This is a genomic window from Streptomyces sp. NPDC059454, from assembly GCF_042749965.1.
Lineage (GTDB): Bacteria > Actinomycetota > Actinomycetes > Streptomycetales > Streptomycetaceae > Streptomyces.
In genome coordinates this window covers 86,500-107,133 of sequence record NZ_JBHYVC010000010.1, presented here as the reverse complement: position 1 = coordinate 107,133, position 20,634 = coordinate 86,500, and the positions used below count along the sequence as shown (strand labels likewise).

The window sequence follows — 20,634 nt, the reverse complement described above, 5'->3', positions numbered from 1 at the left end:
GCGTCGGAGTCGTGGGCGGGGTGCAGGCGTCCGGGAACCTTCCGGCGGGGCGCGGGCGTCGTGACGGCCGGCGTCCGGTGTCTGCCGCCGGCCGCTCCCGGCCGGTCGCCGACGTCCGGGCTCCGCGGTGCCGCCTGCCGTGCGTGAAGTCGTGACGGCCGCCGGGGTGGTCCCGGGAACACGTGCGTGACCTCGGGGCCGTTCCGGCAGTTGTGCCCGGTATGAAGAAGCGCAGCATGCTGGCCATCGCCTCCCTCGCCACCGGCTTCGTCGTCGCGGCCGTCACCCCGTCGCACGCGGTCGCCGAGGGGGTCGCCCCGCTCGGCGTCGACGACACCCTCAGCACCCTCGACCGGACCGTCGCCGAGGACAACACCCTGGACCTGGACATCGACCGGGGCGACAAGGCCTGACGAGCCCCACGGCACGGCCGTACGGCGCCGGTGCCCCTGGACGACAGGGGCACCGGCGCCGTTCTCGTGCGTTCTCAACTGGATCTGGTTTCCGTGGCAGGGTGGAGCGGGCAAGCCACAGGGGGCCAACAGAAGAGGGGGAAACGTGATCGTCTGGGTCAACGGGGCGTTCGGTGCGGGAAAGACCACCACCGCGCGCGAACTGATCGAGCTGATCCCGAACAGCACGCTCTTCGACCCCGAGGTCATCGGCGGAGCACTGGACCGGCTGCTTCCGCCCAAACGCCTCGCCGAGGTCGGCGACTTCCAGGACCTCCCGATCTGGCGACGACTCGTGATCGACACGGCGGCCGCGATGCTCGCCGAGCTCGGCGGGACCCTCGTGGTCCCCATGACCCTGCTGCGTCAGGAGTACCGTGACGAGATCTTCGGCGGGCTCGCCGCCCGCCGGATACCGGTCCGGCACGTCCTGCTCGCCCCGGCGGAAACGATCCTGCGAGAGCGCATAGCCGGCCGTGAGGTCCCGGCGGACCTCCCCGACGGCGACCTGCGCGTCCGGCAATGGTCGTACGACCACATCGAACCGTACAAGGCGGCCCTCGCCGCCTGGCTCACCGCCGACGCCTACCCGGTCGACAGCGGAACCCTCAGCCCCTACGAGACCGCCCTGCGGATAGCGGACGCGGTCGGCAGCGGGGAGGTGCCGGCCTGCGACATCGTGCAGACGCCCGAGCCCACCGCCGAGACGGTCGCCGCCGGTGTGCTGCTCTTCGACGAACAGGACCGGGTCCTGCTCGTCGACCCGACCTACAAGCCGGGCTGGGAGTTCCCGGGCGGGGTCGTGGAACGCGGTGAGGCCCCCGCGCGTGCGGGCATGCGCGAGGTCGCCGAGGAGACCGGGATCCGCCTCGACGACGTACCGGCGCTCCTCGTCGTCGACTGGGAGCCGCCCGCGCCGCCCGGATTCGGCGGCCTGCGGCTGCTCTTCGACGGCGGCCGTCTCGACTCCGCGGATGCCGGGCGCCTCCTGCTGCCCGGACCGGAACTGCGCGGCTGGCGTTTCGCCTCCGAGGCCGAGGCCGCCGATCTGCTGCCCCCGGTCCGCTACGAACGGCTGCGGCGGGCACTGCGGGCGCGGGAACGCGGGAAGGCGATGTATCTGGAGGCCGGAGTGCCGGTCGGATGAGCCCGGACCGGCGGACGCCGGTCGGCGACCCGCCGCCGGGCGAGGGCGAACTCGCCCGGCGGTACGGTGCCGTGGACGGGCGGGACGGCCTCCTCCCTCTTCGGGAGAGCCCGAACGCTCCGCCGAGTCAGGGAAGTTGTCCCACTTGTGACGGCATCGAGTGCGGCCGGACCACGACGGTCAGTTCGCGCCGGACGCGTAGTTGCGCAGGAACAGCGCCTCCGCGACCGACAGCCGCTCGAGTTCGTCGGGGGACACGCTCTCGTTCACCGCGTGGATCTGTGCCTCCGGCTCGCTCAGGCCGATGAGCAGGATCTCCGCCTTCGGGTAGAGGGCGGAGAGGGTGTTGCACAGGGGGATCGAGCCGCCCTGACCCGCGTACTGCATCTCCCGGCCCGGGTAGGCCACCGCCATCGCGTCGGCCATGGCCTGGTAGGCCGGGCTGGTGGTGTCCGCGCGGAACGCCTGCCCCTGACCGATCTGCTCGGTGCTCACCCGCGCACCCCACGGCGTGTGCGACTCCAGGTGCGCCCGCAGCAGCCCGGTCGCCTCGACCGCGTCGACGCCCGGCGGCACCCGCAGACTGATCAGCGCGCGGGCGCTCGACTGCACCGACGGCGTGGCGCCGACCACCGGCGGGCAGTCGATGCCGAGCACGGTCACCGCCGGGCGCGCCCAGATGCGGTCGGCGACCGTGCCGGAACCGATCAGCTCCACACCGTCCAGCACCTTGGCGTCCTTGCGGAACTGCTCGTCGTCGTACTGCAGTCCGTCCCACGCCTCGTCTCCGGCCAGCCCGTCGACGGTGGTGGTGCCGTCCTCGGCGCGCAGCGAGTCCAGTACGCGTACGAGCGCGGCCAGCGCGTCGGGCGCGGCCCCGCCGAACTGGCCGGAGTGCAGGTTGCCCTCCAGGGTGTCGATCCGTACCCGCACCAGCGTCATGCCGCGCAGGGTGGAGGTGACCGTCGGCAGACCGGCGCGGAAGTTGCCGGCGTCGCCGATCACGACGGTGTCGGCCGTCAGCAGGTCGGGGTGGTTCTCGGCATACCGCTCCAGGCCGCCGGTGCCCTGCTCCTCCGAACCCTCGACGATCACCTTGACGTGCACGGGGACGCCGCCGTTCGCCTTCAGCGCGCGCAGCGCCAGCAGGTGCATGATCACGCCGCCCTTGCAGTCGGCGGCCCCGCGCCCGTACCAGCGGCCGTCGCGCTCGGTCAGCTCGAAGGGCGGGGTGGCCCAGCCGGACTCGTCCAGCGGCGGCTGCACGTCGTAGTGCGCGTACAGCAGCACGGTCTTGGCGCCCTCCGGGCCCGGCAGGAAGCCGTACACCGACTGCGTGCCGTCCGGGGTGTCGAGCAGCGCCACGTCCGTGAAGCCCTCGGCGGTGAGCGCGTCGGCGATCCAGCGGGCGGCGCCCTCGCTCTCGACCCGCGGGAACTGGTCGAAGTCCGCCACCGACTTGAAGGCCACCAGTTCGGTGAGCTCCTCCTTCGCCCTGGGCATCAGCGAGGCGACGGTCACGGCGACCGGATTCGACGACATGGGCACGCTCCTTGTGGGTGCGACGTTGTGCTTCCGAGTACTTCTTTGTACGAGATGATCGTGTGGTGTGCGTGAGGACCCGTGTACGGGGCATTCACGCCGTCGATCCTCCCACAGCGAGCCTCGGTGACCGCCGCCGTAGGATGCGGGAGGACATCAGCGGCAGGCGGCTGGATCGGGAGCAGTAGACCATCGTGAGCAGCGAGAACTCTTCGGCGGACGACGTACAGCAGGTGTGGGACGTCGTCGTGGTGGGCGCGGGACCCGCGGGGGCCTCGGCCGCCTACGCGGCGGCGGTCGCGGGACGGCGCGTGCTGTTGCTGGAGAAGGCGGAACTGCCGCGCTACAAAACGTGCGGCGGCGGCATCATCGGCCCATCCCGCGACTCGCTCCCGCCCGGCTTCGAGCTTCCGTTCAAGGACCGGGTGCACGCGGTGACGTTCTCCCACAACGGACGCTTCAGCCGCACCCGGCGTTCCCGCCAGATGATGTTCGGGCTGATCAACCGGCCCGAGTTCGACCAGCAACTCGTGGAGCACGCGCAGAAGGCGGGCGCCGAGCTGCGCACCGGCGTCGCCGTGCAGCGGGTGGAGCAGCACGGCTCGGCCGTACCGGACCGGCGCACGGTCGCCGTCGTCCTGCAGGGCGGCGAGACCGTGCTCGCGCGGGCCGTGGTCGGCGCGGACGGCAGCGCCGGCCGCATAGGGGCCCACGTCGGCGTCAAGCTGGACCAGGTCGACCTCGGCCTGGAGGCGGAGATCCCGGTGCCGGAGACGGTCGCCGAGGACTGGAAGGGGCGGGTGCTCATCGACTGGGGCCCGATGCCCGGCAGTTACGGTTGGGTCTTCCCCAAGGGCGACACGCTCACCGTCGGTGTGATCTCACGGCGCGGTGAAGGCGCCGCGACCAAGCGCTACTTGGAGGACTTCATCGGGCGGCTCGGCCTCGCCGGCTTCGAACCGAGCATCTCCTCCGGCCACTTGACACGCTGCCGCGCCGACGACTCGCCGCTGTCGCGCGGGCGGGTGCTGGTGTGCGGGGACGCGGCGGGGCTGCTGGAGCCGTGGACCCGCGAGGGCATCTCCTTCGCGCTGCGCTCGGGCCGGCTGGCGGGGGAGTGGGCGGTGCGGATCGCCGAGGCGCACGACGCCGTGGACGCGCGCCGGCAGGCGCTGAACTACGCCTTCGCCGTCAAGGCGGGACTCGGCGTGGAGATGAGCGTCGGCAAGCGGATGCTGGCCGCGTTCGAACGGCGTCCGGGGGTGTTCCACGCGGTCCTCACCGGCTTCCGCCCGGCCTGGAAGGCGTTCAAGGACATCACACAGGGCTCGACGACGCTCGGCGAACTGGTCCGCACCCACCCGTTGGCCCACCGCGCGCTGATGGCGCTGGACCGGCGTCCCGCGGGCGACGAGGCCGGTTCCTGACCGTGGTCCGGAGGACCGGGTGGTCGGGGACGGCACGGCGGAGCTCGTCGTCGCGGGAGCCGGGGCCGACACCGCCGGAGAAGGCCGCGACCTCAGCCCTCCACCGCTTGGGGCAGGCGCGGAGCAGCGGTGGCTTGTCGCCGTCGGCCACCTCGGTGGCGGTGCTCGTGGCGGTGCCGGAACTGACCCGGACCCGCCGTGAGCAGTGGGCGCGGGAGCGGGAGGTCATGGCGCCGGCCGGCATCGGCCTGTCCGACGGGGAGAGCGCCGTCCGGTCGTCAGCCTGCTCACCGCCAAGACCCATGTCAGCCGCACCAGGGTGAAACCGGGCGCCCGTGACCGGGCCCAATTGGTCGTGCCGGTTTATGAGCCGGGGTTGGCGCGACCCGGCTGGCTGGGCTGAGCCGCCCGCCGGAACCGGACCAGCACGGCCACCGTGCGGACGGCGAACAGTACCGTCGCGAGCAGTGATCCGGTGCGGCGCAGCACCGTCTCGAAGGCACCCGGCAGCTCGAAGAGCAACGCCGGCCCCGCCACGGCCCCGAGGACGACCGCCGCCGCGAACGCCGCGCTGCACAGGGCGTATCCGATCTCGATGGTGATCGCGTCCCGTCCGGCCTGACTCCGCCGTCCCCCGTACCCCGTCACGCCCGCCCCCTGAATCCGGTCACCCGGAGAGTCAAACAGGCGCGCGCCCCGGCGGGCAAGGAACCCGGCCGGGGTGCGCACCGGAGACGGTTCCCCGGCCGCGGGAGCCGGCGCGCTCCGCCTCCGTCTCCCGGACGGTGGAACTGGCCACGATCACGGACCGGCCGCCGGTGCGGGAGGCTGTCGCGCAGCGCCGTGAGAGTGACGGGCAGACCGGTGAGGGCGAGCCGACGGCCGCACTCGCGGCGCAGAGCACCAGCAGGACGACCCGCGGCCGGGGCCCGGCGTCCGCCGGGGACGGAGGCGGTGAGCCGAGAGGCCACGCCCGGGGGACGTGCGTGCGCCTGCCTGCTACGGTGCGCCCATGGCGGCGAAGCAGGCCGAACAGGCGCTCGTGGAACGGTGGCGGGAGGTGCTCGCGCTGCATGCGCGCACCCAGTGCGAGATCGACCGTGCCCTGCACGAACACGGCCTGTGCGCCAGCGACTTCGAGGTCCTCGACATCCTCGCGCGGGGTTCAGGACCGGGCGGCCGCTCCTACCGCGTCCAGGAGATCTCCGAGCACGTCCATCTGAGCCAGAGCGCGTTGTCCCGGCTGGTCGCCCGACTGGAGAAGGAGGGCCTCGCCGAGCGCGGGATGTGCCCGGAGGACCGGCGGGGAGTGCGGGTGTGGCTCACGGCGAAGGGGCGCGCGCTGCACGGCGAGGTGCTGCCCGTGCAGCGCGCGGTGCTGGCCCGGATGCTCTCGGACGCCGGGTGACCGGGCCGGCGAACGGTCCTCAGACCACGGCGGACGTCTCCCGCCAGAGCGCGGCGAGCCCCGGGTCGCCCGACACCGCCGGTACCGGTGCCCGGTTCCACAGCGCGAGATACAACTGCTGGGCGGGTCCGGCGAGTTCGCACTCCGCGTCCCCGGCCGCGTCCCGGGTGGTCACGGGCGGCTCCCGGGACAGCCGTACGGTCCACACCGCGTCCGCGTCGGTCACGCGCACCCGCAGGACCCGGGGCGCCTGGGTGCGCACCCGGCTCCTGGGCAGGGCGTGGAACCCGCGCAGCAGCTCGTCGACGCCGTCCACGGCGAAATCCGCGGCGATCGGCGACGGAGTGCCGCCGCGTGCCGACTCGGCGTCGAACCGGTGGACGGTCGTCTCGTGCGCCTGCCGGCGGGCCCAGAACGCGAGGGCGGAGGACGGTCCGGGCAGAAAGGTGAAGCACTCCACGTCGGGCGCCGCGCCGGCCAGGGTGTCCACCAGACGGCGGTGACCGTCGCGGTACCAGGCCACCAGCTCGGGGCCGTCCAGCCCGGGGTGTTCGCCCGTCGGGCGCGGCGCGGTGCGCCCGTCCGCGACGAAGGCCGCGGCCCACCGGTGCACCACGCCGGTGTGCCGGACCAGGTCCCGCGTACGCCACCCCGGGCAGGCCGGGACGGGGGCGTCCGCGCCCGCCCGCTCCGCGGCGTCGGCCAGCAACCGGCCCTCTTTCTCCAGTGTTTCCAGGAACCAGGCAGTGTCCATGGGCAGGAGTCTGCCGTACGCACGCCGGCCCGGACCCTACGGAAGCGGGGTCCCGCCCGTCGCGTTGACGATCTCCGCGGTGATGTACGACGCCTCCTGCGAGGCGAGGAAGACGTACGCCGGGGCCATCTCGGCGGGCTGGGCCGGACGCCCGATGGGCGCCTGCTTGCCGAACTCCGCGGTGTCCGGCAGGGTCGCCGGGATCAGCGGTGTCCACACCGGTCCCGGCGCCACGGCGTTGACCCGGATGCCCCGCCCGATCAGCATCTGTGCCAGCCCCTGGGTGAACGTGACGATGGCGCCCTTCGTGGTCGCGTAGTCGAGCAGGTGCGGGCTCGGCTTGTAGGCCTGCACGGAGGCCGAGTTGATGATGCTCCCGCCCTCCCGCATGTGCGGCACGGCCAGTTTGCACAGCCAGAACATGCCGTACAGGTTGGTCCGCAGCACGCGGTCGAACTGCTCGGTGGAGATCGCTTCGATGCCGTCGGGCTGCGACATCTGGTACGCCGCGTTGTTCACCAGGATGTCGATCCGCCCGAACTCCGACACCGCGCGGTCGATCAGCGCCCGGCAGTTCTCCTCCTCCCGCACGTCGCACGCGACGGGCACGGCCCGCCGGCCGGCCTCCTCCACCCACCGCGCGGTCTCGGCGGCGTCGTCCTTCTCGCTGTCCAGGTACGTGAAGACCACGTCGGCACCCTCGCGGGCGAACGCCAGGGCGACCGCCCGGCCGATACCCGAGTCCCCGCCCGTGATCACGGCCGTGCGGTCCGCCAGCCGGCCGCTGCCGCGGTAGGAGTCCTCTCCGTGGTCCGGCGGCGGATCCATGGGACCGGTCCAGCCGGGATGCGGCTGGTCCTGGGACGGGAAGTCGGGGGTCGGGTGCTGCTCGACGGGATTCTGCTGCTCGGTCACGGTCTCTCCCATGTCCGTGGAGGGGCGGTCGCGTGGTCGGCGCCCGCCGGCGCAGGACCGGCGGACGCCGACACCCGGGTACCCCGGCACCGCGCACCTCATCCGACCCGCCCCACCACCACCCGGACGGCCGGGGGATCGTTGTTACCCGGACGGCCGGGCACCGTGCGGGATCAGTCCGCGTGCACGTGGCGGGTCGCGAAGCCGATGACGGTGGCCACCGCCGCCAGTACCGCCACACTGGTCAGCGCGGCCGGGAGACTGAACCAGTCCGCCATGAAGCCGATCGCGGGCGGGCCGAGGAGCATGCCGCCGTAGCCCAGGGTGGAGGCGGTGGCGACCCCGGCGGCGCCCGCGAGCGCGCCCGCCCGCTCGACGGCCACGGGGAACAGGTTCGCGAGGCCGAGGCCGGTGACCGCGTAACCGAGCAGGGCCGCCCACAGGGACGGCGCGAGCGCGCCGAGCAGCATGCCGGCCGCCGCGGTGGAACCGCCCGCGAGGACGGTACGGGTCCGGCCCAGCCGTTCCAGCAGGGTCGTTCCGGAGAGCCGCCCGACCGTCATGGCCAGCGCGAAACAGGAGTACCCGACGGCGGCGGCACCGGACGAGGCGCCGAGGTCCTCCTCCAGATGGAGCGCGCCCCAGTCGGCCAGCGCCCCTTCGCCGTACGCGGTGCACAGCGCGATGAGCCCGAAGACGATCACCAGCGCGCGGGTACGGCGGTCCGGCCGGCGCGGGACACCCTCCTCGGTCCGTCCCACGTCCGCCGGGGGCAGCGGCTCGCACCGCATCAGCGCCCGTCCCGCGACGGCCGTCACCGACAACCCGACGACGGCGAGCCCCCACAGATGCCGGGTCGGCGACAGCGAACCGGCGACCAGCGCGCCCAACCCCGCGCCGATCATGCCGCCCAGGCTGAACGCGGCGTGGAAGCTGGGCATGATCGGCCGCCCCAGCACGGCCACCAGATCGACGGCGGCACTGTTGAAGGCGACGTTGATCCCGCCGTACGCCGCGCCGAACAGCAGCAGTACGACACCGAGCGCGAGGGCGGAACGGGTCAGCGGGGGCAGCCCGACGCTGAGGCAGAGCAGGACCGCGCAGACGACGGTGACGAGGTGGCTGCCGTACCGGCGGCACAGGCGGCCGGTGAGTGTCATGGTGATCACGGCCCCGGCGGAGACGCCGAGCAGGGCGAGGCCGAGGGTGCTCGCGGAGGCGCCGGTCTGTTCCTTGACGGCGGGGATGCGCACCACCCAGCCGGCGAAGACGAAGCCGTCGAGGGCGAAGAAGGCGGTCAGGGCGAGACGGAGGCGGACGAGGTCGGTACCCGGCACCACACTGTGCGAGCGGGTTTTGTTTATCTGCGGCACAAAATCAGGCTAGGCGGCGGCACGGCCCGGGGCAAGGGAGGCCGGACAGGGGTGGCCGCGGCCGGTGTGCCGCCGGAGGGGTGGAGGCGTTAACCCGTGTGAACGCCCCGGATGGTGGGACCGGGTGTCATGACTGAGCGTGGATCATGCCGGAGACCGGGACATCCGTGCTGACGAGGAGTCAGCTGCCAGGCCTCCTGTGGAAGGACTCTTCAGATGCGCTCTGCCCGCATGGTGCTCGCCACCGCGACGGCCACGGCGGCCCTCGCCATCGCCGCGCCCGCAGCCTACGCCGACCACTCGGGCGACGGGGGGCACGACAAGTCTTCCTCCAGCAAGGAGTACGAGAAGGAGGGCAAGGAGTACGAGAAGGACGGCAAGGAGTACGAGAAGGACGGCAAGGAGTACGAGAAGGACGGCAAGGAGTACGAGAAGGACAGCAAGCACGACAAGCCGCACGGCGGCGTGCACACGGGCGGCGGGGCCCTGACCGCCGTGAACGAGGAGGACTGGGGCACCGCCAAGGACCCGAAGTACGACCCCGAGACGTACAAGGAGAAGGACGACTCGCAGAGCGAGGAGTCCTACAGCGGCAAGCAGGACAAGGAGTGGAACAAGGAGAAGCCGCGCGGCGGGATGCACACCGGTGGTGGCGGGCTCGCCGAGCCCGGTGTCACCGCGGGCGGCCTGGCCGCACTGGCGGTCCTCGGCACCGGCGCCTACGCGTTGCGCCGCAAGAAGGTCGCCGGGAGCGTGGCCTGAGCCGTGCCCGGCGCCATAACGGGGCCGTCGTACGTGCCTCGCGCGTCATGACGGCCCCGCTCGCTCGTCCGTGTGCCGTGTCCGAATGAGGTGGTTCCCCCCGATGCCGGCCAGTCCCCCTTCCCCCCTCGAAACCGATCAGGCGACGCCGAAGCGGCGGAGGCTGCGCGCCGTCATGACGGCGGTCTTCTGGAGCGGAGCCGGCCTGCTGCTGGCCACGACACTGATGGGCGGCGGGGAAGACCCTCCCGACGACGCCCACGGACCGCGTGCGGCATCCGCGGTCTCCGCCGCGCCGTCCACCCCCGCCGCGAGCGCCCCGGCCGCCGGCGAACCCGCCCCCCGTGAACCGGCGGCCGGGCATCTGCCGCGGTCCGAGCCGAAGCGGCTGCTCATCCCCGCCATCGACGTCGACGCCCCCTTCACCGACCTCGCCATCGGCAGCAAGGGCCGGCTCGATCCGCCGCCGCCCCACAACACCAACCTGGTCGGCTGGTACGCCAAGGGCGTCTCCCCGGGCGAACGCGGTACGGCGATCATCGCCGGACACGTGGACACGGCGACGTCCCCGGCCGTGTTCGCGCGGCTCGGCGAGCTCGACAAGGGCGACCGTTTCCGGGTGCTGCGCGCCGACGGCAGCAAGGCGACGTTCGTGGTGGACGAGACGGAGTCCTTCGAGAAGGACGACTTCCCCGACGAGCGCGTGTACGCCGACACCCCCGACGCCCAGGTGCGGCTCATCACCTGCGCCGGGGACTACGACCATGCCGCCAAGGACTACACCGAGAACCTGGTGGTCTTCGCCCACCTCGTCTGAGCCGGCCGGGACGGCGGGCTGCCCGGAAGGGGGAGGTACCTTCCGGGCAGCGGTCCGTCAGGCCACGGAACACTCCGCGCCGTTGAGGCTGAACGCCGTGGGGCTGGGGTTCGCGCCGGTCCGCGAGGCCGTGAAGCCGAGGCCGACCGAGCCCGAGGCGGGGATCGACGCGGTGTACGAGGCGGCGGTGACGCTGACCTCGGAACCGCTCTGCGTCGGCGTACCGCCCCACATGTGGGTGATGCGCTGGTCGGCGGGGAAGGCCCAGCGCAGCGTCCAGCCGTTCACCGCCGAGTCACCCGTGTTGCGGACGGTGACCTCGCCCTGGAACCCGCCGGGCCACTCGCTCGTCACCCGGTAGCCGATCTCGCAGGCCCCCGCCGTGCCGCCGGAGGACGTGGTGACGGTCACCGTGGCGGAGCGCTGCGAGCGGTTGCCGGCGGCGTCCCGGGCGTAGACGGCGAAGGTGTAGGCCGTGTCCGGGGTGAGACCGGTGACGGTGGCGGAGGTGCCGGCCGTCGTGCTGACGACGCTCTCCGCGCCACCGCTGACGCGCACGACGTCGTAGCCCGTGACACCGCCCGCGTCGGTGGCGGCGCCCCAGTTCAGGGTCGCGGACGAGGCCGTCACGGCCGAGGCGCTCGGGGCGCCGGGAACGGTCGGGGCCGTGGTGTCGCCGCCGGATCCGGAGGAGTAGATCTCGGCCTCCTCGGAGGTGGCCGCGATGCCGTCGGCGCCGTTGAAGAGGCGCTCACCCCAGCTGGTCAACTGGTTCGGGTCGAAGTTCGTGACCATGTCGAGGTACTCGACGCCGCCGCCGTTGCCGCTCCAGGACCAGCCGAGGTAGCCGAGACCGAGCTGCCGGGTGACGGCCAGGACGGTGTCCTCGTCGGGGTCGCCGTCGGAGTGGTTGTGGCCGAACTCGCCCACCACGATGGGGAGTTTTGCCGAGACGAAGCGGCCCAGGTAGTCACTGATCTCGGCGGCGGTGTCGAAGACGCCGTACATGTGGATGGAGAACACCGTGTTGGCGTCCGGGTCGGCGGCGAAGACCGAGGCGGCGTTGTCACGCATGGTGAACGCCCAGTCCTGGCCCCAGTTGGGGGCGTCGACCATGAGCGTGTGGTCGAACCCGGCGTCGCGCAGCTTCTGGATCGCGGCCTTGGTGTCGGCCGTCCAGGCCGTGTAATTCGTGTTGCCGTACGGCTCGTTGCCGATGTTGACGATGACGTGGTCCTCCTGGCCGGTCAGGGCGCTCTGGACGCTGATCCAGTAGTCGGCGGCGCGGGAGAGGGTGACCGCTCCGCTCTGCTCGCCGTAGCCGGTGGTGTCGTGCACCTCCAGGACGCAGATCAGCCGGTTCTGCTTGCACTGCGCGATGACGGCTCCCACGTCGGCGGCGTCGTTGCGGGTCCAGCGGTCGCCGCTGGAGAGGACGACGCGCACGGTGTTGGCGCCCTTGGCCTTGATGTGCGCCAGCGAGCCGATCCGGTCGGCGTACCAGGTGTGCGCGTGGTTGACACCGCGCATCACGAAGTCGTTCCCGGACGCCTCGAGGAGCCGGCCGTTCTCCACGCGGAAGCCGGTGGGCGCCGCGTGCGCGGGAGTGGTGAAGGCGAGGAACGGGAGGAGGAGTCCCAGGAGGGCGGCGAGCAGGCCGGCGGCTCGTGGGGAGGCGGACGTACGGGCTCTCATGGCGGCTCCAGTGGGGTGAGGTTGGCTGTCCGTGCCGTGCGGTTGCTCTGTGCGCCGTGCGGTGGTCCGTGCCGTGCGTCAGGAGGTGGCCGTGCAGTCGACGGTCGCCGCCGGGGCGGGGGAGGTTGCCGGGGCGGTGGCGATGAGGCCGAAGGCGGCGCTCGCACCGGGGGCGAGGGCCCCGTTCCAGCTCGCGTTGGTGACGGTGGCCGTGCCGTCGGCGGCCGTGCCGAGGGTGCCGTTCCAGACCTGGCCGACCCGGGCGCCGTCGGCCGGTACGACCGTCACCGTCCAGCCCGTGACGGGGGTGGTGGAGACGTTGCGCACCGTCACCTCGGCCTGGTAGCCGCCCTGCCAGGTGGAGACCGCCCGGAAGGACGCGGTGCAGACGGCGTCGCCGGGATCGCCCGGGTCGCCGGGGACGCCCTCCTCCAGCAGCGCGGCCAGGGCCGGGAACCAGCGCGCGGCGATCTTCTCGTTGCCGGCGTCGTTCGGGTGCACGCCGTCGTAGGTGTCGGTGGCCGTGTCGAAACCCGTCCACTGGTCGACCACGGTCACCGGGGAGCGGTCGGTACCCGTCGCCGCGGCCCACGCGGGGATACGGGCGTTGAAGTCGACCACGCGCTGGGCACAGGCGGCGCAGGCGCCGGGGTTCATCGGGATGATCTGGGCGACGAGGACCCGCATGTCCGGGTTGGACTCCCGCATCTGCCCCACGAGCTCGGTGTAGGCGGCGAGGATGCGGTCGGGGGAGACGCTGCTCCAGACGTCGTTCGTGCCGAAGTGCATGACAACGATGTCCGGCAGCGTCGCCGCCAGCCGTGCGGGAAGCAGGTCCTGGTCCGCCACGTTGGTGACCAGTTCGCCGCCGTGCCCTTCGTTGTCCCCGTCGTGCGCCACGCCGCAGCCCTGCGCGGGCAGGGTGCCGACGAAGTCGACGTCCGTGTGTCCGGCGTCCAGCAACCGGTTCCACAGCAGGGCCCGCCAGCAGCCGGGCGACCCGGTGATGGAGTCGCCCAGCGGCATGACGCGCACCGGGTCGGCCGCCGCCGGCGAAGCCGTCGCGCCCGGCGCGAGGGTCAGTCCGAGGGGGAGGAGCAGGGCGGCCAGCAGGCCGAGGAGCGGAAGCGTGCGTAAGCGTAAGAGGCGGGTGCCGCGCATGGTTTTCCCTTCCCTGGATGAGGTGGGAGCGCTCCCATGCCGTCATCAAGCCACTATTGTCATTGACGCGTCAAGGGGCTGGACGTGATTGCGGGCCCGGTGCCGCAGCGCCCGCACGCCGTCGGGGCGCGGCCCCGTGTGCCACGCCCCGACCGGCGAATCCCGCGTTCGATCAGGTCCCGGCGCCCTTGCGGGGGAGCGCCCTGCGCACCAGCGGCCAGACCAGCAGCAGCGCGACGACCGCGTAAACAATCACCGAGAACGGCGTATCGACCAGCCCCGTGACGCTGCCGTCGCTGATCTGCAGGGCGCGGCGCAACTGCTGTTCGGCGGCCGGGCCGAGGATCACCCCGATGATGGCGGGCAACACCGGCAGTCCGTACCGCCGCATGCCGAACCCGATCAGGCCGATGATCAGCAGGATCACCAGGTCGATCACCTCACCGCCGACCGCGTACGCGCCCACCGCCGCGAAGAACATGATCCCGGCGTAGAGGTACGGCCGCGGAATGCGCAGCAGCTTCGCCCACACCGGGGCCAGCGGCAGGTTGAGGGCGAGCAGCAGCACCATGCCGACGAACAGCGAGGCGATCAGGCCCCACACCAGGTCGGGTTCGCGTTCGAACAGCAGCGGGCCGGGCTGGATGCCGTACTGCTGGAACGCGGCCAGCATCACCGCCGCGACCGCCGTGGTCGGCAGGCCCAGGGTCAGCATCGACACCAGCGTGCCCGCCGCCGAGGCCGAAGCGGCCGACTCCGGACCCGCGACACCCTCGATGGCGCCCTTGCCCCACTCGTCCTTGTGCTTCGACAGCCGCTTCTCCGTGACGTACGACAGGAAGGTCGGGATCTCCGCACCGCCCGCCGGGATCGCGCCGAACGGAAAGCCGATGAACGGACCGCGCGCCCAGGACTTCCAGGTGCGCTTCACATCGGCGCGGCCCAGCCACGGCCGGCCCACCGGGATCGGCTCCGGCGGACGGCGCCGCAGATGTGCGGCGACCCACAGCGCCTCACCGATGGCGAACAGGCCCACCGCGACGATCACCACGTCGATGCCGTCGGCGAGTTGCAGCGAGCCGAACGTCAGCCGCTGCTGGCCGGTCATCTGGTCCAGGCCCACCAGACCGATCGTCAGACCGATCAGCAGCGAGGCCATGCCCCGGATCCGGGACGAGCCCAGCACCGACGTCACGGCGATGAACGCCAGCACCATGATGGCGAAGTAGTCCGGCGCGCCGATGTCCACCGCCAGGTCGGCGACCGTCGGAGCCAGCGCCACCAGCAGGACCGTGCCGACCATGCCGCCCGCGAAGTGCCCGATCGCGGCGGCCGCGAGGGCCTGGGCGCCGCGCCCCGACTTGGCCATGGGGTTGCCCTCCATGGCCGCGACCACGGCCGCGCTCTCGCCGGGCGTGTTCAGCAGGATGGAAGTGGTCGAACCGCCGAACATCGCGCCGTAGTAGATGCCCGCGAACATGATGAACGCGCCGGTCGGCTCGAGTCCGTACGTCACCGGCAGCAGCAGCGCCACCGCCATCGCCGGGCCGATGCCGGGCAGTACCCCGATCGCCGTGCCGAGCAGCACGCCCACGGCCGCCCAGAGCAGGTTGAGCGGGGTGAGAGCCGTACCGAAGCCGTCCATGAGGGAGTTGAGGGTGTTCATGTCAGAGCACTCCCATCAGCGGACCGCCGGGCAGCGGCACTCCGAGCAGGTGGTTGAACACGGCGTAGGTGACGAAGGAGACCACCGCCGCGATCAGCGGATCGCGGTCGGTTCTGCGGCTGCCGAGCGCGAAGGCCGCGCCCCAGAAGAGCAGCGCGCCCGCGATCGGGAAACCGAGCGGCTCGATGAGGACGGCGGCGCCGAGGAACACCCCGGTCAGCAGCAGCACCGTGCGCCAGTCGGCGGGTTCGGACAGGTCGACGTCCTCGCCGGACTCGGCCTGTCCCCGGCCGCCGCGCAGCACGTCGGCCGCGAGGAGCGCGGCGACGACGAGCAGCCCGACGCCGACGGCGATCGGCACGGTCCTCGGGCCGACGGGCCCGCGCTGGGCGATGTCGACGTCCATGGTGAGGGCGTCGGTCAGGACGAGCACGCCGAGGGCCAGCAGCAGTGCGCAGATGCCGAGTTCGGAGTGGTCGCGGAGCCAGGAGCGCCGTTCGGCGGCGGGCGCCGGGGTGCTGTCGGTGGTCGATGTCGTCACAGGCCCAGCTCCTTCAGCACCGAAACCACGCGCTTGTCCTCCGCGTCCAGGAACTCACCGAACTTCTCGCCGGTCAGGAAGGCGTCGTCCCAGCCGTTGCGCTTCATCGACTCCCGCCACTCCTTCGAGTCGTGCAGCTCCCGCACCAGGCGTACGAGCTTGCCGCGCTCGGCGTCGGTGAGGCCGGGCGGGGCGACGATGCCGCGCCAGTTGGTGAAACTCACGTCGTAGCCCGCCTCCTCGAGCGTGGGCGCGTCGAGGCCGTCGACCCGCTCGGGGCCGGTGACCGCGAGCAGGCGCAGCTCACCGGACTTGATCTGGTCGAGGTACTCGCCGACACCGGAGACGCCGAAGGCGACCTTGTTGCCGAGGATCGAGGCGAGCAGCTCGCCGCCGCCGTCGAAGGGGATGTAGTTGACCTGCTTCGGGGGGATCCCGGCGGCCCGTGCCATCAGCATCGGCGCGAGGTGGTCGGGCCCGCCGGGGGAGGAGCCGCCGCCCACCGGGAGCTTGCCGGGGTTCTCCTTCCAGGCGCCGATCAGATCGTCGATCGTCCTGTAGGGGGAGTCCTTCCCGACCACGACGACGTCCTGCTCCTCGGTGAGCCGGGCGATCGGGGTGGTGTCCGCGAGGGTCTTCGGCGCGTCGTTGGAGCGGACGGCGCCCACCACGCCCAACCCCATCGACATGGCGAGCTTGCCGTTGCCGTGTTCGCTCACCAGCCGGCTCAGGCCCACGGTGCCGCCGGCGCCGGGCAGGTTGAACACCTCGACGGAGTGGGTGAGCCCGGCGTCCTCGGCGTTCTTCGCGGCCGTGCGGGCCGTGATGTCGTAGCCGCCGCCGGGCGAGTTGGGAACCATGAAGCGCAGGCCCGGGATCTGTGTGCCGGTCTCGGTGCCGCTGCCGGTCGTGAGCAGCGGCGGGCCCACGAGTACGAGCACGGTGGCCCCGAGCAGGGCGAGGGGTGTGCGCAGGCGCACGAGTGCCACCACCTGTCGGTCGGTCGTCTGGGTTCACGCCAGGCCCTGTGGGGGAGGGTGACGCGGGCCACATGGTGCCCGTGCGCCGCCGGGCTGTCGCGCTTGCGGAACCAATGGAGGTTGTGGTCATTGCGTCAGGGCGGGTGCGCCAGTGGTGCACGTCTCTTTCCCCGGCCGCAGGTGGGGGCGATGATGGGCGGTTCCGGCGCCCGCGCGGCGCTGCGTCGCGCGCCCTGCCGGAGGCGAACGGTCCGCCCGCACGACCGCCGGCCACCTCACCGACGCGGTGGCGGAAGGAGCAGAACCGATGATCAGCACGCGCGGCGAGCAGCCCACGTCCGCGACCGCCGACGCGATCGACGTACTCGTGGTCGACGACGACTTCCGGGTGGCCCGGGTGCACCGTGCCTACGTCGAGCGCCTCGACGTGTTCCGGGTCGTCGGTGTCGCCGGGACCGGTGAGCAGGCGATCGCCGCCGTGGACGAACTCCGTCCCGACCTGGTGCTGCTCGATCTGTACCTGCCCGATCTCTTCGGTCTCGATGTCATCCCCCGGCTGCGGACCGCCGGGCACGACTGCGACGTGATGGTCATCAGCGCCGCCCGGGAGGCGGACGCGGTGCGCGGCGCGGTCCGGCACGGGGTCGTCGACTATCTGCTCAAGCCGTTCGACTTCGAGGACCTGCGGGGGCGCCTGGAGCGTTATGCCGGCCGGCGCGGCCGGCTGCTCGGCACGGTGGTCCGTGGTCAGGCGGACGTCGACCGGGTGCTGGCGGGCGGTGCGGCGGGGCCGGTGTCCCCGGTGCTGCCCAAGGGCATGAGCGCGGAGACCGCCGGGCTGGTCGAGCGCGCCCTGCGCGGGACCGACGGCACCCTGTCGGCCACCGAGTGCGCGGCTCTGACCGGGGTCTCGCGGGTCAGCGCCCGCCGGTACCTGGAGCACTTCCACACCGTGGGCACCGCGGAGGTGTCGCTGCGGTACGGGGCGACGGGGCGGCCCGAGCGGCGGTACCGGTTCCTGGGGCAGGGCGGAGAGCTGCGGTCGGGAGGCGGGGTGCGGGCGTAACGGGTCAGGCTTCACCCGATCTCGAATACGGGGCGTGGGGTTGTCCCCGCCTGCGTGCGGGCCTAGGGTCGACCGCGGGAGAAAGCGCTTTCTGGAAGTGCTTTCCAGTCTGCCGCCGTCGTCGTTCCGAGGAGCGCCGCATGTCCTTGTCCCCCGTCCGCCGCCGTGTCGCCGTCGTCGGCACCGGTGCCATCGTCAGCGGCGGTCATCTGCCCGCGCTGCGCGCCCACGCCGACCGTGCCGAACTGGTCGCCGCCGTCGACGTGGACCAGGGCCGGCTCGACGCCTTCCGCGCGTCCACCGGGGAGCAGGTCGCCGGGTTCACCTCGATGAGCGCGATGCTCGACGCCGTACGGCCGGACCTGGTGCTGATCGGGACCCCGCCGTCGCTCCACCGGGAGCAGACGGTGGCCGCGCTCAAGGCCGGCGCCTGGGTGCTGTGCGAGAAGCCGCTGTGCCTGTCGCTCGCCGAGTACGACGACATCGCGGCCGCCGAGGAGGCATCCGGGGCGTACGCTTCCGTGATCTTCCAGCACCGCTACGGCTCCGGCGCCGTCCACGCCCGCGAGCTGATCCGCAGCGGTGAGCTGGGCGCCCCGCTGGTCGCGCACTGCCAGACCACCTGGCACCGGGACGCCGCGTACTACTCCGTGCCCTGGCGCGGACGCTGGGCCACCGAGGGCGGCGGGCCCACCATGGGACACGGCATCCACCAGTACGACCTGCTGCTGCACCTGCTCGGGGAGTGGGAGGAGATCCGGGCCATGGCGGCGCGCCTCGTCCACGACACCGAGAGTGAGGACGTCTCCACCGCCCTGGTCCGCTTCCGCGGCGGCGCGCTCGCGACCGTCGTCAACAGTGTGCTCTCCCCGGACGAGGTGAGCCGCGTCCGCGTCGACTGCGCCGACGCCACGGTCGAACTCACCCACCTCTACGGGCACGGCAACGACGACTGGACCTACACCCCGGCCCGGCACGTCCCCGCCGAGCGGGCCGCCGCCTGGCGCACTCCGGCGCTCGACGTCCCCAGCTCGCACACGGCCCAGTTGAAGACCCTGCTCGACGCCTACGACGCGGGGGTGCGGCCGCCGGGCAGCGGCCGGGAGGCGCGCGGCACACTGGAGTTCGCCGCCGCCCTGTACAAGGCCGCGTTCACCGGGCGGCCGGTGCGGGCGGGTGAGATCACGCCCGGCGACCCCTTCCACGAGGCCATGCACGGCGGCCGGCCCGACTGGGCGACCGGGGAGCGCGCATGAGCATCCGCGTTACCCATCACCACGGTGAGTCCGTCACGGTGACGGCACCGGGCGGCACCGAGATCCTCCGCTACGTCTACCGGCCCGACCCCGAGCCGTTCGAGTCCCGCAAGCCGTACGCCCACCCGGTGCGCACGCTCGCCGGGCGCACGGTGACCGGGTACCGGCCCAACGACCACCGCTGGCACAAAGGGCTGCAGATGACGGCCAGTCATCTGTCCGGGCAGAACTTCTGGGGTGGCAACTCCTATGTACACGGGCGGGGTTACCTGGCACTGCCCGAGCGGATCGGTTCCATGCGGCACGACGGCTTCTCCGCGTTCGCGGCCGGGGAGGAGCGCCTCGACTGCACCGAGGACCTCACCTGGGTGGAGAACGGGGGTGCCGAGTGGGCGCGCGAGGAACGCGGGCTGAGCGTCCACTCGGTGGACGTGGCGGCCGGGGCCTGGGTGCTGGACTGGTCGATCCGGCTCACCAACCTGCGTGAGGTGGCACTGGAGTTCGGCTCACCCACCACCGCCGGCCGTGAGATGGCCGGCTACACCGGGCTGCAGTGGCGCGGGCCGCGCGACTTCACGGGCGGTACGGTCCTCGTGCCGGACGTCGGCGCCGGTGCCGGTGCCGAGGCCGGAAAGCTCATGGGCACGCGGGGGCCGTGGCTCTCGTTCAGTGCCGAACACGACGAGCACGACGGTCACTCCACGCTCGTCTTCGCGCACGCGCCGGAGAACCTCGACGGGAACGCCGTCCACCCCTCGCACTGGTTCGTGCGCTCGCAGCCCATACCGTCGGTCGCGTTCTCGTGGGCGTTCTTCGAGGAGTTCGCGTTGCCGCCGGGGGAGTCCTTCTCGTACCGCTACCGCATCGTGGTCGCGGACGGGGTGTGGGACCGGGAGCGGGTGGAGGCGCATCTGGACGGTCTGCCGTGGTGAGCGGACCCGCTCCGCTTCCCGGCGCGGTCGGTCTTTCGCATCTCGCCGCCTATGACTGGGAGGCCGCCGACGGGGTGTGCGGCGGCAGTCCGCACCTGCATCTGGTGTGTACGGAGGCGTACGTCGTGACCGGCGGCAGGGGGGCCGTGCAGACGCTGGGCCCCGACGGGTACCGGGACATCCCGCTGCGGCCGGGGACGGTGGCCTGGTTCACACCGGGGACCGTGCACCGGATGGTGCAGGGCGGTGATCTGCGGGTCACGGTGCTGATGCAGAACAGCGGGCTGCCGGAGGCCGGGGACGCCGTGTTCACCTTCCCGGCGGAGGTGCTGGCCGATCCCGGACGGTACGCGGACGCCGCGACGCTTCCGGCCGGTACGGGCACCCGGGTGGAGGCGGCGGCGCGACGGCGGCGGGACCTCGCGGTCGAGGGATACCTCGCGCTGCGTGAGGCGCTCCTGGCCGGTGACGACGGGCCGTACCGGGAGTTCCTGCGGGCGGCCGCGCTGCTGGTGCGGGAACGGGTGCCGGTATGGCGGGAGTTGTGGCGCACGGGTGCGCTGGAGGCCGCGGAACGCACGGGTGCGCAGCTGGACGCGCTGGCGGACGGTGACCTCACCTACCTGGCAGGGGCGACGGCGTACGAGGCGGAGCCCAGCCGGCGTGGTGGGTACGGGATGTGCGGACGGCGGGACGAGTACGCGCTGCCGGGGGTCACCGTGCCGTACGGGGACGAGTGA

Annotated in this window: 20 protein-coding genes and 2 pseudogenes; 11 read left to right on the top strand and 11 right to left on the bottom strand. The window is 72.6% G+C overall.

All coding sequences use genetic code 11. The features are described from left to right. Window positions 1-221: 221 nt before the first annotated feature. Both ACFXAE_RS10075 and ACFXAE_RS10070 read left to right on the top strand, forming a co-directional pair. Window positions 222-413, top strand: a complete 192-nt coding sequence (locus ACFXAE_RS10075) for a hypothetical protein (protein ID WP_384710857.1) — start codon at window positions 222-224, stop codon at window positions 411-413. 145 nt (window positions 414-558) lie between these two features. Then, window positions 559-1,599, top strand: coding sequence for an NUDIX domain-containing protein (locus ACFXAE_RS10070; RefSeq protein ID WP_384710855.1), 1,041 nt, complete (start codon window positions 559-561; stop codon window positions 1,597-1,599). Between the two features lie 180 nt (window positions 1,600-1,779). Here the strand turns inward: ACFXAE_RS10070 and ACFXAE_RS10065 are convergent, their stop codons facing one another. Beyond that, window positions 1,780-3,141, bottom strand: coding sequence for a dipeptidase (locus tag ACFXAE_RS10065; protein ID WP_384710852.1), 1,362 nt, complete (start codon window positions 3,139-3,141; stop codon window positions 1,780-1,782). A gap of 194 nt (window positions 3,142-3,335) precedes the next feature. On the opposite strand from ACFXAE_RS10065, the gene ACFXAE_RS10060 reads away from it, so the two are divergent. After that, the gene (locus tag ACFXAE_RS10060; RefSeq protein WP_384710850.1) at window positions 3,336-4,568 is read left to right on the top strand and encodes a geranylgeranyl reductase family protein; all 1,233 of its coding nucleotides are present in this window, start codon (window positions 3,336-3,338) and stop codon (window positions 4,566-4,568) included. On the opposite strand, the pseudogene ACFXAE_RS10055 reads toward ACFXAE_RS10060, so the two are convergent. Then, window positions 4,561-4,734, bottom strand: a pseudogene (locus tag ACFXAE_RS10055) (deazaflavin-dependent nitroreductase); the annotation flags it as partial. The gene ACFXAE_RS10060 and the pseudogene ACFXAE_RS10055 sit on opposite strands and share 8 nt — an antisense overlap. 46 nt (window positions 4,735-4,780) lie before the next feature. Here ACFXAE_RS10055 and ACFXAE_RS10050 point away from each other — a divergent pair. Continuing rightward, a pseudogene (locus ACFXAE_RS10050) lies at window positions 4,781-4,971 on the top strand (DNA-binding response regulator); the annotation flags it as partial. On the opposite strand, the gene ACFXAE_RS10045 reads toward ACFXAE_RS10050, so the two are convergent. Next, the gene (locus ACFXAE_RS10045) at window positions 4,932-5,216 is read right to left on the bottom strand and encodes a DUF6332 family protein (RefSeq protein ID WP_384710847.1); all 285 of its coding nucleotides are present in this window, start codon (window positions 5,214-5,216) and stop codon (window positions 4,932-4,934) included. The pseudogene ACFXAE_RS10050 and the gene ACFXAE_RS10045 overlap by 40 nt on opposite strands. Before the next feature lie 364 nt (window positions 5,217-5,580). Here ACFXAE_RS10045 and ACFXAE_RS10040 point away from each other — a divergent pair, with 364 nt between their 5' ends. Beyond that, a complete protein-coding gene (locus tag ACFXAE_RS10040) occupies window positions 5,581-5,976 on the top strand; it encodes a MarR family winged helix-turn-helix transcriptional regulator (protein WP_384710844.1) in 396 nt (131 codons plus the stop codon). Between the two features lie 19 nt (window positions 5,977-5,995). Here the strand turns inward: ACFXAE_RS10040 and ACFXAE_RS10035 are convergent, their stop codons facing one another. The 3 genes from ACFXAE_RS10035 to ACFXAE_RS10025 all read right to left on the bottom strand — a co-directional run bounded on the left by ACFXAE_RS10035 (window position 5,996) and on the right by ACFXAE_RS10025 (window position 8,982). Continuing rightward, entirely contained in the window at window positions 5,996-6,730 is a 735-nt protein-coding gene (locus ACFXAE_RS10035) for a maleylpyruvate isomerase family mycothiol-dependent enzyme (RefSeq protein WP_384710841.1), read from the bottom strand. Window positions 6,731-6,766: 36 nt separating this feature from the next. Then, entirely contained in the window at window positions 6,767-7,657 is an 891-nt protein-coding gene (locus ACFXAE_RS10030) for an SDR family oxidoreductase (RefSeq protein WP_384710839.1), read from the bottom strand. A 161-nt stretch (window positions 7,658-7,818) separates the two neighbouring features. Beyond that, complete coding sequence (locus ACFXAE_RS10025; protein WP_384711070.1) at window positions 7,819-8,982, bottom strand: MFS transporter; 1,164 nt, start codon at window positions 8,980-8,982, stop codon at window positions 7,819-7,821. Between the two features lie 252 nt (window positions 8,983-9,234). Between ACFXAE_RS10025 and ACFXAE_RS10020 the strand changes: the two genes are divergently transcribed. Both ACFXAE_RS10020 and ACFXAE_RS10015 read left to right on the top strand, forming a co-directional pair. Continuing rightward, window positions 9,235-9,780, top strand: a complete 546-nt coding sequence (locus ACFXAE_RS10020; RefSeq protein WP_384710836.1) for a hypothetical protein — start codon at window positions 9,235-9,237, stop codon at window positions 9,778-9,780. Between the two features lie 175 nt (window positions 9,781-9,955). Continuing rightward, window positions 9,956-10,597, top strand: a complete 642-nt coding sequence (locus ACFXAE_RS10015; protein WP_384710833.1) for a class F sortase — start codon at window positions 9,956-9,958, stop codon at window positions 10,595-10,597. Between the two features lie 57 nt (window positions 10,598-10,654). Here the strand turns inward: ACFXAE_RS10015 and ACFXAE_RS10010 are convergent, their stop codons facing one another. The 5 genes from ACFXAE_RS10010 to ACFXAE_RS09990 form a co-directional block, all read right to left on the bottom strand. Further along, on the bottom strand, window positions 10,655-12,292 hold the full coding sequence (locus ACFXAE_RS10010; RefSeq protein ID WP_384710830.1) for a cellulase family glycosylhydrolase: 1,638 nt from the start codon (window positions 12,290-12,292) through the stop codon (window positions 10,655-10,657). 78 nt (window positions 12,293-12,370) lie between these two features. Then, on the bottom strand, window positions 12,371-13,453 hold the full coding sequence (locus ACFXAE_RS10005) for a GDSL-type esterase/lipase family protein (RefSeq protein WP_384710827.1): 1,083 nt from the start codon (window positions 13,451-13,453) through the stop codon (window positions 12,371-12,373). Window positions 13,454-13,625: 172 nt separating this feature from the next. Beyond that, window positions 13,626-15,119: a tripartite tricarboxylate transporter permease gene (locus tag ACFXAE_RS10000; protein WP_384710824.1), complete on the bottom strand. Its 1,494-nt coding sequence runs from the start codon at window positions 15,117-15,119 to the stop codon at window positions 13,626-13,628. Window position 15,120: 1 nt separating this feature from the next. Further along, window positions 15,121-15,660 (bottom strand): tripartite tricarboxylate transporter TctB family protein, encoded by a 540-nt coding sequence (locus ACFXAE_RS09995; protein ID WP_384710820.1) that lies wholly within the window; start codon window positions 15,658-15,660, stop codon window positions 15,121-15,123. Beyond that, window positions 15,657-16,640 (bottom strand): Bug family tripartite tricarboxylate transporter substrate binding protein, encoded by a 984-nt coding sequence (locus ACFXAE_RS09990; RefSeq protein WP_384711067.1) that lies wholly within the window; start codon window positions 16,638-16,640, stop codon window positions 15,657-15,659. Before ACFXAE_RS09990 ends, ACFXAE_RS09995 begins: the two co-directional genes overlap by 4 nt. Before the next feature lie 307 nt (window positions 16,641-16,947). On the opposite strand from ACFXAE_RS09990, the gene ACFXAE_RS09985 reads away from it, so the two are divergent. From ACFXAE_RS09985 to ACFXAE_RS09970, 4 genes are all read left to right on the top strand, one after another. Then, complete coding sequence (locus ACFXAE_RS09985; protein ID WP_384710817.1) at window positions 16,948-17,706, top strand: response regulator; 759 nt, start codon at window positions 16,948-16,950, stop codon at window positions 17,704-17,706. A gap of 140 nt (window positions 17,707-17,846) precedes the next feature. After that, entirely contained in the window at window positions 17,847-18,962 is a 1,116-nt protein-coding gene (locus ACFXAE_RS09980; protein WP_384710815.1) for a Gfo/Idh/MocA family protein, read from the top strand. Further along, window positions 18,959-19,894 (top strand): PmoA family protein, encoded by a 936-nt coding sequence (locus ACFXAE_RS09975; RefSeq protein ID WP_384710812.1) that lies wholly within the window; start codon window positions 18,959-18,961, stop codon window positions 19,892-19,894. Before ACFXAE_RS09980 ends, ACFXAE_RS09975 begins: the two co-directional genes overlap by 4 nt. Continuing rightward, on the top strand, window positions 19,888-20,634 hold the full coding sequence (locus tag ACFXAE_RS09970; RefSeq protein ID WP_384710809.1) for a cupin: 747 nt from the start codon (window positions 19,888-19,890) through the stop codon (window positions 20,632-20,634). The genes ACFXAE_RS09975 and ACFXAE_RS09970 overlap by 7 nt, the downstream gene beginning before the upstream one ends.

Coding starts and splice junctions, on each gene's coding strand:
- ACFXAE_RS09985 (WP_384710817.1), top strand. CDS start 16,948: ATGATCAGCACGCGCGGCGAGCAGCCCACGTCCGCGACCGCCGACGCG.
- ACFXAE_RS10015 (WP_384710833.1), top strand. CDS start 9,956: ATGACGGCGGTCTTCTGGAGCGGAGCCGGCCTGCTGCTGGCCACGACA.
- ACFXAE_RS10035 (WP_384710841.1), bottom strand. CDS start 6,730: ATGGACACTGCCTGGTTCCTGGAAACACTGGAGAAAGAGGGCCGGTTG.
- ACFXAE_RS10020 (WP_384710836.1), top strand. CDS start 9,235: ATGCGCTCTGCCCGCATGGTGCTCGCCACCGCGACGGCCACGGCGGCC.
- ACFXAE_RS10010 (WP_384710830.1), bottom strand. CDS start 12,292: ATGAGAGCCCGTACGTCCGCCTCCCCACGAGCCGCCGGCCTGCTCGCC.
- ACFXAE_RS10030 (WP_384710839.1), bottom strand. CDS start 7,657: ATGGGAGAGACCGTGACCGAGCAGCAGAATCCCGTCGAGCAGCACCCG.
- ACFXAE_RS09975 (WP_384710812.1), top strand. CDS start 18,959: ATGAGCATCCGCGTTACCCATCACCACGGTGAGTCCGTCACGGTGACG.
- ACFXAE_RS10065 (WP_384710852.1), bottom strand. CDS start 3,141: ATGTCGTCGAATCCGGTCGCCGTGACCGTCGCCTCGCTGATGCCCAGG.
- ACFXAE_RS10040 (WP_384710844.1), top strand. CDS start 5,581: ATGGCGGCGAAGCAGGCCGAACAGGCGCTCGTGGAACGGTGGCGGGAG.
- ACFXAE_RS10000 (WP_384710824.1), bottom strand. CDS start 15,119: ATGAACACCCTCAACTCCCTCATGGACGGCTTCGGTACGGCTCTCACC.
- ACFXAE_RS09980 (WP_384710815.1), top strand. CDS start 17,847: ATGTCCTTGTCCCCCGTCCGCCGCCGTGTCGCCGTCGTCGGCACCGGT.
- ACFXAE_RS10075 (WP_384710857.1), top strand. CDS start 222: ATGAAGAAGCGCAGCATGCTGGCCATCGCCTCCCTCGCCACCGGCTTC.
- ACFXAE_RS10005 (WP_384710827.1), bottom strand. CDS start 13,453: ATGCGCGGCACCCGCCTCTTACGCTTACGCACGCTTCCGCTCCTCGGC.